Here is a 13,351-nt window from a genome sequence, read left to right as displayed (position 1 = left end):
CCTCATGAAACGCCTGCTGCTACCTGCGGTGCTTGCCGCACTCATGATCTCTGAGGTTCACGCCGAGTCCTTCACCATCTCCGACATCCGTGTAAACGGCCTGCAGCGGGTTTCCGCCGGCAGCGTGTTCGGTGCCCTGCCACTCAACGTCGGCGAACAGGCTGACGACCGCCGCCTGGTGGACGCTACCCGTTCCCTGTTCAAGACAGGCTTTTTCCAGGACATCCAGCTCGGCCGCGATGGCAATGTCCTGGTCATCAGCGTGGTGGAAAGGCCGTCTATTTCCAGCATCGAAATCGAAGGCAACAAAGCGATTTCCAGCGAGGATCTGCTCAAGGGCCTCAACCAATCGGGCCTGGCCGAAGGCGAGATTTTCCAGCGCGCCACCCTCGAAGGGGTTCGTAACGAGCTGCAGCGCCAATACGTGGCGCAGGGTCGTTATTCCGCCGAGATCGATGCCGAGGTGATTCCTCAGCCCCGCAACCGCGTCGCGCTGAAGATCAACATCAACGAAGGCACGGTGGCGGCGATCCAGCACATCAACGTGGTGGGCAACACGGTCTTCTCCGACGAAGACCTGAATGGCCTGTTCGAGCTGAAGACCACCAACTGGCTGTCGTTCTTCAAGAACGACGACAAGTACGCTCGCGAAAAGCTGTCCGGCGATCTGGAGCGACTGCGCTCCTACTACCTCGACCGCGGCTACATCAATATGGATATTTCCTCGACCCAGGTATCCATCACCCCCGACAAGAAGCACGTCTACATCACCGTGAACATCGCCGAAGGCGAGAAGTACACGGTGCGCGACGTCAAGCTCTCCGGCGATCTCAAGGTCCCGGAAGACGAGGTCAAGGGGTTGTTGCTGGCCAAGCCGGGCCAAGTGTTCTCGCGCAAGGTGATGACCACCACCTCCGAGCTGATCACCCGCCGCCTGGGCAACGAGGGCTACACCTTCGCCAACGTCAACGGCGTACCCGAGCCCCACGACGAAGACAAGACCGTATCCCTGACCTTCGTCGTCGACCCGGGCAAGCGGGCGTACGTGAACCGCATCAACTTCCGCGGCAACACCAAGACCGAAGACGAAGTGCTGCGTCGCGAGATGCGCCAGATGGAGGGCGGCTGGGCCTCCACCTATCTGATCGACCAGTCCAAGACGCGCCTGGAGCGCCTGGGCTTCTTCAAGGAAGTCAACGTCGAGACGCCGCAGGTACCGGGCTCCGACGATCAGGTCGACGTCAACTACAGCGTCGAGGAACAACCGTCCGGTTCCATCACCGCGAGCGTGGGCTTCGCCCAGAGCGCAGGCCTGATCCTCGGCGGTTCGATCAGCCAGAACAACTTCCTCGGTACCGGCAACAAGGTGAGCATCGGCCTCACCCGCAGCGAATACCAGAGCCGCTACAACTTCAGCTTCGTCGATCCCTACTGGACCGTCGATGGCGTCAGCCTTGGCTACAACGCCTTCTACCGCAAAACCGACTATGACGATCTGGATGTCGATATCTCCAGCTACTCGGTCAACAGCCTGGGTGCGGGGGTCAACGTCGGTTATCCGATCAGCGAAACGTCGCGCCTGACCTTCGGCTTGAGTGCCCAGCAGGACAGCATCGACACCGGTCGCTACACCGTCAACGAAATCTACGACTTCATCGACAACGAAGGCGACAGCTACCTGAACTTCAAGGCCTCCGCCGGTTGGTCAGAGTCGACCCTGAACAAGGGCGTGATGGCCACGCGCGGCCATTCCCAGAGCCTGGTGTTCGAAACCACGGTTCCGGGCAGCGACCTGTCGTTCTACAAGCTCGATTATCGCGGTCAGATCTTCGCCCCTCTGACCCAGACCACCTCGCTGCGCTTCCACACTGAGCTCGGCTATGGCGATAGTTTCGGTTCCACTTCCGAGCTGCCGTTCTACGAGCACTACTACGCCGGCGGTTTCAACTCGGTGCGCGGGTTCAAGGACAGCACCCTCGGTCCCCGCAGCACGCCCAGCGTCGCCTATGGTCCGAATGGGAGACTGCCCTCGGGGCAGTGTGACTCCAAGGGGCGTTGCACCGACCCCGACCAGGACCCGTTGTCCTTCGGCGGCAACGTGCTGGTTCAAGGCGGCGTGGAATTGCTCTTCCCGCTGCCGTTCGTCAAAGATCAGCGCCAGTTGCGCACGGTGTTGTTTTGGGACGTCGGTAACGTCTTCGACACCAGTTGCCCGTCCGGTGCCAAGGATTGCAGTAGCTTGAACGCTGGCGATTTGGCCAGTTCCGTAGGCGTCGGCCTGACCTGGATCACCGCACTGGGGCCCTTGAGCTTCAGCCTGGGCATGCCGATCAAGAAACCGGACGACGGGGATACGCAGATATTCCAGTTCTCCCTGGGCCAAACCTTCTGATCCTTCGATCGTCGATACAGGCAACAGTATTTGTTGCAGGAGTGCCATTGTGCGTAAGTTGACCCAACTCGTCCTGTTCAGCGCCGTGTTGCTGGCGAATCCGGCCTTCGCCGAGATGAAGATCGCCGTGCTGAACTACCAGATGGCGCTGCTGGAATCCGATGCGGCGAAGAAATATGCCGTGGATGCGGAGAAGAAATTCGGCCCGCAGCTGAATAAGTTGAAAACCCTCGAAAGCGATGCCAAGCGCATCCAGGACCGCGTATCCAAGGAAGGCGAGAAGATGCAGCAGGCCGAGCGCGAACGCCTCGAGCTCGAGTTCAAGCAGAAGGCGCGTGACTTCCAGTTCCAGTCCAAGGAGCTCAACGAGGCCAAGGCCGCTTCCGATCGCGACATGCTCAAGCAGCTCAAGCCGAAGCTGGACAAGGCCGTCGAGGAAGTGTTGAAGAAAGGTTCCTATGACCTGGTGCTGGAGCGCGGTGCGGTGGTCGACGTGAAGCCGCAGTACGACATCACCCGCCAAGTCATCGAGCGCATGAACCAGCTGCGCTGATCATGAGCGCGATGGTTTTCACCCTCGGCCAACTGGCCGAACGCCTCGGCGGTCGCCTGCAGGGCGATGCCGAGGTGCGCATCGAAGGGCTCGCCACCTTGCAGGAGGCGGGCCCTGGCCATTTGTCTTTCCTGGCCAATCCCCAGTACCGCAAGTTTCTCGCCGATACCCGTGCCGCCGCGGTCCTGCTGACCGCTGCCGATGCCGAAGGCTTTCACGGCAGCGCGCTGGTGGTGGACAATCCTTATCTGGCCTACGCCGAGCTGTCCCATCTGTTCGATGCCAAGCCGCAGGCGCGGCCCGGAATTCATCCGACGGCGCTGATCGCGGCCGACGCCCAGGTGGATGCCAGCGCCAGTGTCGGTGCCTACGCGGTCATCGAGGCCGGTGCCCGCATCGGTGCCGGGGTGACCATCGGCGCCCATTGCGTCGTCGGCGCCCGCAGCCAAATAGGCGAGGGCGGCTGGTTGGCCCCGCGGGTCACCCTCTATCACGATGTGACCATCGGCGCGCGGGTGGTGATCCAGTCCGGCGCGGTGATCGGGGGCGAGGGCTTCGGGTTCGCCAACGAAAAAGGCGTCTGGCAGAAGATCGCCCAGATCGGTGGCGTCCTCATCGGCGACGATGTGGAAATCGGCGCCAATACCACCATCGACCGCGGCGCCCTGGCTGACACCGTCATCGGCAATGGGGTCAAGCTGGACAACCAGATCATGATCGCGCACAACGTGCAGATCGGCGACCACACGGCCATGGCCGCCTGCGTGGGCATCTCCGGCAGTGCCAAGATCGGCCGCCATTGCATGCTGGCTGGCGGGGTCGGGCTGGTGGGGCACATCGAATTGTGCGATCACGTCTTCGTGACCGGCATGACCATGGTCACCCGTTCGATCAGCGAGCCCGGCGCCTATTCCTCGGGAACCGCCATGCAGCCGGCGGCCGAGTGGCGGAAAAGCGCCGCGCGCATCCGCCAGCTGGATGACATGGCGAAGCGTCTGCAGCACTTGGAAAAGCGCTTGGCCGCAGTGACCTCGGAGGCGGATTCCTCATCTGATGCCTGATTCCCCGTATTGTGTCGGCCCCTGCCGGATTGCTCCGGCCGGTCTGTGCCGCCGCCCCGCTTCGTCTTGACGCGCAACGCCTCGTGCTGTCGCGCGTTTCTATCTTTCTATACAGGCTTCCCCGGACATGATGGACATCAACGAGATTCGCGAATACTTGCCGCACCGCTATCCTTTCCTGCTGGTGGATCGGGTGGTGGACCTCGACGTCGAAGGCAAGCGCATTCGCGCCTACAAGAATGTCAGCATCAACGAGCCGTTCTTCAACGGGCACTTTCCCGAGCACCCGATCATGCCGGGCGTGCTGATCATCGAGGCGATGGCCCAGGCGGCGGGTATTCTCGGCTTCAAGATGCTCGACGTGAAACCGGCGGACGGCACCCTGTACTACTTCGTGGGTTCGGACAAGCTGCGCTTTCGCCAGCCGGTCCTGCCCGGCGACCAACTGATCCTCGAGGCGTCCTTCATCAGCGTCAAGCGGAGCATCTGGAAGTTCGAGTGTCAGGCCAGCGTCGACGGCAAAGAGGTGTGCTCGGCGGAAATCATCTGTGCGGAACGCAAACTATGAGTTTGATTGACCCTCGCGCCATCATCGATCCGTCGGCAAAGCTGGCGGATGGCGTTCAGGTCGGCCCCTGGTCGATCATTGGACCCGATGTGGAAATCGGCGAGGGGACCGTGGTCGGCCCGCACGTGATCGTCAAGGGCCCCACTCGTATCGGCAAGCACAACCGCATCTTCCAGTTCTCCTCGGTGGGGGAGGACACCCCGGACCTCAAGTACAAGGGCGAATCCACCCGCCTGGTGATCGGCGACCACAACACCATCCGCGAAGGCGTGACCATTCACCGGGGCACCGTCCAGGACCGCGCCGAGACCACGATCGGCGACCATAACCTGTTCATGGCCTACGTCCACATCGGGCACGACAGCGTCATCGCCAACCACTGCATCCTGGTCAACAACACCGCCTTGGCCGGCCACGTGCACGTGGACGACTGGGCCATCCTGTCGGGCTTCACCCTTGTCCACCAGTTCTGCCGCATCGGCGCCCACAGCTTTTCCGGCATGGGGACGGCGATCGGCAAGGACGTTCCGGCCTACGTCACGGTCTTCGGCAACCCGGCCGAAGCCCGCAGCATGAATTTCGAAGGCATGCGCCGGCGCGGTTTCTCCGCCGAGGCGATCCACGCGTTGCGACGCGCCTACAAGGTGGTCTACCGCCAGGGGCTGATGGTCGAGCAGGCCCTGGCCGAATTGACCGAGGCAGCCCTGCAGTTCCCCGAAGTCGCGGTATTCCGCGACTCCATCCAGACGTCCACCCGCGGCATCACCCGCTGACCCCATGGGCAAGGCATTGCGCATCGCCCTGATCGCTGGCGAAGCTTCCGGCGACATCCTCGGCGCAGGCCTGATGCAGGCCCTGAAAGCCCGCCATCCGGACGTATCCTTCCTCGGCGTCGGCGGCCCGCTGATGCAGGCCGAAGGCCTTTCCTCCTATTTCCCCCTCGAGCGCCTGTCCGTCATGGGCCTGGTGGAGGTGCTCGGGCGTCTTCCGGAACTGCTGGTCAGGCGTCGCCGCCTGATCAACGCGCTGATCGCCGCGCGCCCGGACGCGGTCATCGGCATCGATGCGCCGGACTTCAACCTCGACCTCGAACTGTGCCTGCGCCGCGCCGGGCTTCGCACGCTGCACTATGTCAGTCCCTCGGTATGGGCCTGGCGGCAGAAGCGTGTGCTGAAGATCCGCGACGCCTGCGACATGATGCTGACCCTGTTCCCGTTCGAGGCGCGCTTCTACGACGAGCACCTGGTGCCGGTGCGCTTCGTCGGGCATCCCCTCGCCGACACCATCCCGCTGCAGGCCGATCGCCACGCGGCCCGCGAGCGCCTGGCGCTGCGCCTGGATTGCCCGGTGGTCGCCCTGTTGCCCGGCAGTCGCGGTGGCGAGGTGGCGAGGCTGGGGGCGTTGTTCCTGGACAGCGCCGAGCGGCTGTTGCGGGCGCGTCCGGACATGCGCTTCGTGCTGCCCTGCGCGAATGCCGCGCGGCGCGCCCAGATCGAGCAGATGCTCGTCGGTCGCGACCTGCCGCTGACCCTGCTCGACGGCCGTTCCCATGACGCGCTGGCGGCGTGCGACGCGGTCCTCATCGCCTCCGGCACCGCGACTCTCGAAGCCTTGCTGTACAAGCGGCCGATGGTGGTGGCCTACCGCGTCGCGCCGATGACCTACCGGATTCTCAAGCGTCTGGTGAAAAGCCCGTACGTCTCGCTGCCCAACCTGCTCGCCGGCCGGTTGCTGGTGCCCGAGCTGATCCAGGATGCCGCGACGCCGGAAGCCCTGGCACAAACCCTGTTACCCTTGCTCGACGAGCCTTCGCGGCAGACCGAGTCCTTCGACGCCATCCATCGCACCTTGCGCCGGGATGCGTCCGGACAGGCCGCGGAAGCGGTGTTGAGCCTGGTAGGAGAACGCTGATGCAGATGGGCCTGGATTTCGCCCTGGTGGAAGAACTGGTGGCAGGTGTCGACGAGGTCGGTCGCGGCCCCCTGTGCGGCCCCGTGGTCACGGCCGCGGTGATCCTCGATCCGGCGCGCCCGATCCGCGGGCTCAACGATTCGAAGATGCTCAGCGAGGCCCGGCGCGAAGCCCTGTTCGAGGAAATCCGCGAAAAGGCCCTGGCCTGGTTCGTGGGCCGTGCCGAGGTGCACGAAATCGATCGCCTGAACATCCTCCACGCCACCATGCTGGCGATGCAGCGGGCGGTCGAGGGGCTCAGCGTCCTGCCGCGTCTCGCGTTGATCGACGGCAACCGTTGCCCGAAGCTGGCGGTGCCCAGCGCGCCGGTGATCAAGGGCGACAGCCAGGTTCCGGCGATCGCCGCCGCCTCGATCCTGGCCAAGGTCAGCCGCGACCGGGAAATGGGCGAGATGCACCTGCTCTACCCGGACTACGGCATGGCCGCCCACAAGGGCTATCCCACGCCCCAGCACCTGGACGCCCTCAAGCGCCTGGGGCCGACCCCGATCCACCGGCATTCCTTCGCACCGGTGCGCGAGGCCTACCTGTCGTTCAACGGCATGGCGGTCACGCTGCCCTGAGGCCGGGCGGCTCGCCCTGAATCCTCTGTGCCCTTCCTCGCGACGGCCCCCGTTGCGACCGCCAGCCTGTAGCTTTCGAACCCGTCCCGGTACAATCGCGCCTCGCCGTTTCCGCTGCGCAAGGGTTCCGCATGACCGCTTCCTTCGTTCACCTCCGCCTGCATACCGAATATTCCCTGGTCGATGGACTGGTGCGGGTCAAGCCGCTGGTCAAGGCGGTGGCGGGAGCGAAGATGCCGGCAGTGGCGGTGACCGACCAGGGCAACATGTGTTCGCTGGTGAAGTTCTACAAGAACGCCATGGGCGCCGGGGTGAAGCCGATCTGCGGCGCCGACCTGTGGCTGGCGAGCCGTAACGAGGACGGCCCGCTGACCCGCATGACCCTGCTGGTGATGAACGCGGAGGGTTACCGCAACCTGACCGAGCTGATCTCCCGCGGCTTCATCGAAGGGCAGCGCAACGGCGAAGTGATCATCGAGCGCGACTGGGTGAAGTCCGCCGCAACGGGGCTGATCGCCTTGTCCGGGTCGAAGGAGGGGGAGATCGGGCACGCCTTGCTGGATGGCGAGATGGAACTGGCCGAAGCCTTGCTCGCCGAGTGGCAGGCCGTGTTTCCCGAGCGGTTCTACCTGGAAGTCCAGCGTACGGCACGGGTCAACGACGAAGAACACCTGCACGCTGCCGTGGCCTTGGCCGATCGCACCGGCGTGCCGCTGGTGGCCACCAACGATGTACGGTTCATCATGCAGGAGGATTTCGAGGCCCACGAGACCCGCGTATGCATCGGCGAGGGCCGCGCCCTCGACGACCCGCGTCGGCCGCGCACCTACTCCGACCAGCAATACCTGAAGAGCCCCGAGGAAATGCAGGCGCTGTTCAGCGACCTGCCCGAGGCGCTGGAAAACACCCTGGAGATCGCCAAGCGCTGCAACATCGACGTGCGCCTGGGCAAGCACTTCCTGCCGGATTTCCCGGTTCCGGCGGGCATGACCATGGACGAGTACTTCCGCAAGGTGTCCTTCGACGGCCTGGAGGAACGCCTGGCGGTGCTGTTGCCCAGGGACACCTCGGACTACGAGGCGAAGAAGCAGGTCTACATCGACCGGCTGAATTTCGAGCTGGATATCATCATCCAGATGGGGTTTCCCGGTTACTTCCTGATCGTGATGGACTTCATCCAGTGGGCGAAGAACAACGGCGTGCCGGTAGGCCCCGGCCGGGGATCGGGCGCCGGCTCGCTGGTGGCCTACGTGCAGAAGATCACCGACCTCGATCCGCTGGCCTATGACCTGCTGTTCGAGCGCTTCCTCAACCCCGAGCGGGTGTCCATGCCCGACTTCGACGTCGACTTCTGCATGGACGGCCGCGACCGGGTGATCGACTATGTGGCGGAGAAGTACGGGCGCAACGCGGTCAGCCAGATCATCACCTTCGGCACCATGGCGGCCAAGGCGGTGGTGCGCGACGTGGCGCGGGTGCAGGGCAAGTCCTATGGCCTCGCCGATCGCCTGTCGAAGATGATTCCCTTCGAAGTCGGCATGACCCTGGAGAAAGCCTACGCCCAGGAAGAAATGCTCCGGGATTTCCTGGCCGTCGACGAGGACGCCAAGGAAATCTGGGAGATGGCCCTCAAGCTGGAAGGCATCACCCGCGGCACCGGCAAGCACGCCGGCGGCGTGGTGATCGCGCCGACCAAGCTCACCGACTTCTCGCCGATCGCCTGCGACGACGAGGGCGGCGGGCTGGTGACCCAGTTCGACAAGGACGATGTGGAAGCCGCGGGCCTGGTGAAGTTCGACTTCCTCGGCCTGCGCACCCTGACCATCATCAAATGGGCCATGGAGACGATCAACCGCGAACAGGCGAAGAAAGGCCTGGAACCGCTGAACATCGACTTCATCCCGCTGGACGACAAGAAAACCTACGACCTGCTGCAGAAGGCCGAAACCACCGCGGTGTTCCAGCTGGAATCCCGCGGCATGAAGGAGCTGATCAAGAAGCTCAAGCCGGACTGCCTGGAAGACCTCATCGCCCTGGTGGCGCTGTTCCGCCCGGGCCCGCTGCAATCGGGCATGGTGGACGACTTTATCAACCGCAAGCACGGCCGCGCGCCGCTCGCCTACCCGCACCCGGACTACCAGTACGACGGCCTGAAGCCGGTGCTCGCGCCCACCTACGGCATCATCCTGTATCAGGAACAGGTGATGCAGATCGCCCAGGTGATGGCCGGCTACACCCTCGGCGGTGCGGACATGCTGCGGCGCGCGATGGGCAAGAAGAAGCCCGAGGAAATGGCCAAGCAGCGCGGCGGCTTCATCGAGGGCTGCGCGAACAACGGCATCGACGCGGACCTGGCGGGCAACATCTTCGACCTGGTGGAGAAGTTCGCCGGTTACGGCTTCAACAAGTCCCACTCCGCCGCCTATGGCCTGGTCTCCTACCAGACCGCCTGGTTGAAGGCCCACCATGCGTCGCCGTTCATGGCGGCGGTGCTTTCCGCGGATATGCACAACACCGACAAGGTGGTGATCCTCATCGAGGAATGCCGCAGCATGAAGCTGCGCATCGATGCCCCGGACGTGAACATTTCCGAGTTCAAGTTCACCGTCAACGACGGCGGCCGCATCGTCTACGGCCTGGGCGCGATCAAGGGCGTGGGCGAGGGGCCGGTTGAGGCGATCGCCGAGTGCCGCGAGCAGGGCGGGCCCTTCAAGGACCTGTTCGACTTCTGCAGCCGGGTTGATCTCAAACGCATCAACAAGCGCACCCTCGAGGCGCTGATCCGCTCGGGCGCCCTGGATCGCCTCGGCCCGCACTACCATGACGAGCCGAAGGCCTACCAGGCCAGCGTGGACCTCAACCGCGCGGTCCTGCTGGCGGCCATGGAAGAAGCCATCGCCGCTGCCGAGCAGACCGCGCGCAGCCACGACAGCGGCCACATGGACCTGTTCGGCGGCCTGTTCGCCGAGCCCGAGGCGGACGTCTACGCGAACCATCGCAAGGTCCGCGAGCTGACCCTCAAGGAGCGCCTCAAGGGCGAGAAGGACACCCTGGGCCTGTACCTCACCGGGCATCCCATCGACGAATACGAGGGGGAGGTGCGCCGCTTCGCCCGCCAGCGCATCGTCGAGCTGAAGCCGGCCCGCGACACCCAGACCGTCGCCGGGCTGATCGTCAACCTGCGGGTGATGAAGAACAAGAAGGGCGACAAGATGGGCTTCGTCACCCTCGACGACCGTTCCGGTCGCATCGAGGCCTCGCTGTTCTCGGAGGCCTTCCATGCCGCCCAGGCTCTGCTGCAGACCGATACCCTGGTGGTGGTCGAAGGCGAGGTCAGCCTGGACGATTTCTCCGGTGGCCTGCGCCTGCGCGCCAAGCGGGTGATGAGCCTGGAGGAGGCGCGCACCGGCCTCGCCGACAGCCTGCGGATGAAGCTGGACAACCGCGCGCTGCAAGGCGACCGCCTGCGCTGGATGGGCGAATTGCTCAGTCGCCACCGCGGCGCCTGCCCGATCACCCTGGAATACCGTGGCAGCGACGCCAGCGCCTTGCTGCAATTCGGCGAGCAATGGCGGGTCGAGCCGGCCGACAGCCTGATCCAGGCATTGCGTGACCAGTTCGGGCGCGACAACGTCTTCCTCCACTACCGCTGAAAGGGGCCGGCGCTCGCCTGCGAGTGCCCGGTCGCCGCGTAGCGAGAAAATCGCCGGCGCGCCGAATCGACGCGGCGCTCGCCGGTCGAAGACCCTGAGTCAGCTCGACCCTGGTCGCCCGATCCCGTAAGGTAGGGCGTCCAATGGAACCAGCCGCCTGGCCCCACGTGCACGACGGAAGCCTATGAACCCGAATTTCCTCGATTTCGAACAGCCGATCGCCGACCTGCAAGCCAAGATCGAAGAGTTGCGCCTGGTCGGCAACGACAATGCCCTGAACATCGGCGACGAGATCGCCCGCCTGCAGGACAAGAGCAAATCCCTCACCGAAAGCATCTTCGGCAGCCTCAGCAGCTGGCAGATCGCCCAGCTCGCGCGTCACCCCAAGCGCCCCTACACCCTCGACTACATCTCGCACCTCTTCACCGAGTTCGACGAGCTGCACGGCGACCGGCACTTCTCCGACGACGCCGCCATCGTCGGCGGCGTGGCGCGCCTGGATGATCAGCCGGTGATGGTGATCGGCCACCAGAAGGGCCGCGAAGTCCGCGAGAAGGTCCGGCGCAACTTCGGCATGCCGCGGCCGGAAGGCTACCGCAAGGCCTGCCGCCTGATGGAGATGGCCGAACGCTTCAAGCTGCCGATCCTGACCTTCATCGATACACCCGGCGCCTATCCCGGCATCGACGCCGAAGAACGCAACCAGAGCGAGGCCATCGCCTGGAACCTGCGGGTGATGGCGCGCCTGAAGACGCCGATCATCGCCACGGTGATCGGCGAGGGCGGTTCCGGCGGCGCCCTGGCGATCGGCGTATGCGACAGCCTGAACATGCTGCAGTACTCCACTTATTCGGTGATTTCCCCGGAAGGCTGCGCCTCGATCCTGTGGAAAACCGCGGAGAAGGCCGCCGACGCGGCGGAGGCCATGGGCATCACCGCCGAGCGCCTGAAAGGCCTGGGCATCGTCGACAAGGTGATCGGCGAACCCCTGGGTGGCGCGCACCGCGACCCGGCGGCGATGGCCGAATCCCTGCGCGAGGAACTCGGTGCGCAACTCGCCCACCTGCGCGAGCTGGACATCGACTCGCTGTTGGTTCGCCGCTACGACCGCCTGATGAGCTACGGCGCGCCTTGATCCGGTCTCGACGCCGGCCTCTCTCGATGCCGGCGTCGATTCGCCTCCGCCGGCCTTCGATGCATTCCTGCCCCTGCCGTTCTCCACGTCCATGAGTCTCGCGGCGCATCTGCTGGAGAAACTTGCGCCCTGGCGCGCGGCGCCTGCGTGGAAGGTCGCCTTCAGTGGGGGGCTGGACTCCACCGTGCTCCTGCACCTGTTGGCCAATCAATCCGGACGGGACTCTTACCCACCGCTGTCCGCCCTGCACGTCCAGCACGGCCTGCAAGCCGCCGCCGAGGCGTGGCCGGCGCATTGCGAGCGGGTGTGCGCGGCCCTGGGCGTACCCCTGGGGGTGATGCGCGTCGACGTAACCCCGGGCGCCAGCCTCGAACAGGCGGCGCGTGTCGCCCGCTATGGCGCGTTCGAGGCCGCGCTGGCACCCGGTGAGCTTCTGCTCACCGCCCAGCACCGCGACGATCAGGCGGAAACTCTGCTGTTCCGCTTGCTGCGCGGGGCCGGGGTGCGTGGACTGGCGGCGATGCCGACGTCACGGCCCCTGGGGCGGGGAGTCCTGATGCGGCCCCTGCTCGACGTCGACCGAGGCGAGCTGGAGCGCTATGCCCGTGCCCATCGGTTGGACTGGGTGGAGGATCCTTCCAACCAGGACGCGCAGCCGTCGCGGAATTACCTGCGCCTCCAGGTGTTGCCGCTGTTGCAGGCGCGCTGGCCGCGGGTCTCCGCCAGCCTGGCGCGCAGCGCGGCCCATTTGCGCGAAGCCGAAGCGCTGCTGGGCGAGCTGGCGCGACTGGATCTCGAGGCTGCCCGGCAGCCTTCCCGCTGGCCTTGGCTGGAGCTGCCGTCGTTGCCGCTCGCGCCCTTGGCGACGCTGACGCCGGCACGCCAGCGCAACGCGCTGCGCCATTGGCTGGCGGCCTTCACCCCTTTGCCCGACAGCGATCACTGGGCCGGTTGGGACGATTTGCGCGATGCCGCAGCGGATGCCGCGCCGGTTTGGCGTCTGGCTCGGGGCGCGCTGCACAGGTCCGACGGACGGTTATGGTGGTTGGCAGGCCCCTGGTCGAACGACCCGCCCGCGCCCCAGGCGTGGCCGGGCGAACAGGCGCGCCTGAGCCTGCCCGGCAACGGCGCGCTGAGCTGGCAGGGGGACGCGCCAGCCGGTCCCTGGGAGGTCCGCTATCGGCTCGGCGGCGAGCGCCTCGACTTGCCCGGACGGGGTCGCCGCGACCTCAAACGCCTGCTCAACGAAGCGGGGCTGCCGGCCTTCGTCCGTGGTCGTTTGCCGCTGCTCTACCGCGACGGCCGCCTGCTCGCGGTGGCCAATCTGCCTGGGCTGGACCGCGTGCCTGGCGAGGCAGCGCGCCTTCGCTGGACGCCTCCGCGCGGCGATGAAGTTTGAGCTGAGGGGGCATTGCGGGTAGACTACGCTCCCGTCTTACTACGCTTCTGCAGAAT

General features: G+C 65.2%; 10 protein-coding genes. All 10 read left to right on the top strand.

Annotation, left to right across the window (positions count from 1 at the left end; genetic code table 11):
* The first annotated feature begins 4 nt into the window (after positions 1 to 4).
* The 10 genes from bamA to tilS all read left to right on the top strand — a co-directional run bounded on the left by bamA (position 5) and on the right by tilS (position 13,295).
* Positions 5 to 2,392, top strand: a complete 2,388-nt coding sequence (bamA, locus tag OGL92_RS05565; RefSeq protein ID WP_263141448.1) for an outer membrane protein assembly factor BamA — start codon at positions 5 to 7, stop codon at positions 2,390 to 2,392.
* A 49-nt stretch (positions 2,393 to 2,441) separates the two neighbouring features.
* Positions 2,442 to 2,945 carry an OmpH family outer membrane protein gene (locus OGL92_RS05560; RefSeq protein WP_263141445.1) on the top strand — a complete coding sequence of 168 codons (504 nt, stop codon included), beginning with the start codon at positions 2,442 to 2,444 and terminating at the stop codon, positions 2,943 to 2,945.
* On the top strand, positions 2,945 to 4,006 hold the full coding sequence (gene lpxD, locus OGL92_RS05555) for a UDP-3-O-(3-hydroxymyristoyl)glucosamine N-acyltransferase (protein WP_263141544.1): 1,062 nt from the start codon (positions 2,945 to 2,947) through the stop codon (positions 4,004 to 4,006). Before OGL92_RS05560 ends, lpxD begins: the two co-directional genes overlap by 1 nt.
* A gap of 127 nt (positions 4,007 to 4,133) precedes the next feature.
* A complete protein-coding gene (fabZ, locus tag OGL92_RS05550) occupies positions 4,134 to 4,574 on the top strand; it encodes a 3-hydroxyacyl-ACP dehydratase FabZ (RefSeq protein ID WP_263141442.1) in 441 nt (146 codons plus the stop codon).
* Complete coding sequence (gene lpxA / locus OGL92_RS05545) at positions 4,571 to 5,347, top strand: acyl-ACP--UDP-N-acetylglucosamine O-acyltransferase (RefSeq protein WP_263141441.1); 777 nt, start codon at positions 4,571 to 4,573, stop codon at positions 5,345 to 5,347. The genes fabZ and lpxA overlap by 4 nt, the downstream gene beginning before the upstream one ends.
* Positions 5,348 to 5,351: 4 nt before the next feature.
* Entirely contained in the window at positions 5,352 to 6,485 is a 1,134-nt protein-coding gene (lpxB, locus tag OGL92_RS05540) for a lipid-A-disaccharide synthase (RefSeq protein WP_263141440.1), read from the top strand.
* Positions 6,485 to 7,108 carry a ribonuclease HII gene (gene rnhB, locus OGL92_RS05535; RefSeq protein ID WP_263141438.1) on the top strand — a complete coding sequence of 208 codons (624 nt, stop codon included), beginning with the start codon at positions 6,485 to 6,487 and terminating at the stop codon, positions 7,106 to 7,108. The genes lpxB and rnhB overlap by 1 nt, the downstream gene beginning before the upstream one ends.
* 131 nt (positions 7,109 to 7,239) lie before the next feature.
* Positions 7,240 to 10,761 carry a DNA polymerase III subunit alpha gene (gene dnaE / locus OGL92_RS05530; protein WP_263141437.1) on the top strand — a complete coding sequence of 1,174 codons (3,522 nt, stop codon included), beginning with the start codon at positions 7,240 to 7,242 and terminating at the stop codon, positions 10,759 to 10,761.
* Positions 10,762 to 10,945: 184 nt separating this feature from the next.
* Positions 10,946 to 11,896, top strand: a complete 951-nt coding sequence (locus OGL92_RS05525; protein WP_263141435.1) for an acetyl-CoA carboxylase carboxyltransferase subunit alpha — start codon at positions 10,946 to 10,948, stop codon at positions 11,894 to 11,896.
* Positions 11,897 to 11,987: 91 nt separating this feature from the next.
* On the top strand, positions 11,988 to 13,295 hold the full coding sequence (tilS, locus tag OGL92_RS05520; RefSeq protein WP_263141433.1) for a tRNA lysidine(34) synthetase TilS: 1,308 nt from the start codon (positions 11,988 to 11,990) through the stop codon (positions 13,293 to 13,295).
* The last annotated feature ends 56 nt before the right edge of the window (positions 13,296 to 13,351 follow it).

Source organism: Pseudomonas sp. RIT-PI-AD (assembly GCF_025642785.1).
Classification (GTDB): Bacteria; Pseudomonadota; Gammaproteobacteria; order Pseudomonadales; family Pseudomonadaceae; genus Pseudomonas_T.
This window is presented reverse-complemented; position numbering and strand designations above follow the sequence as displayed.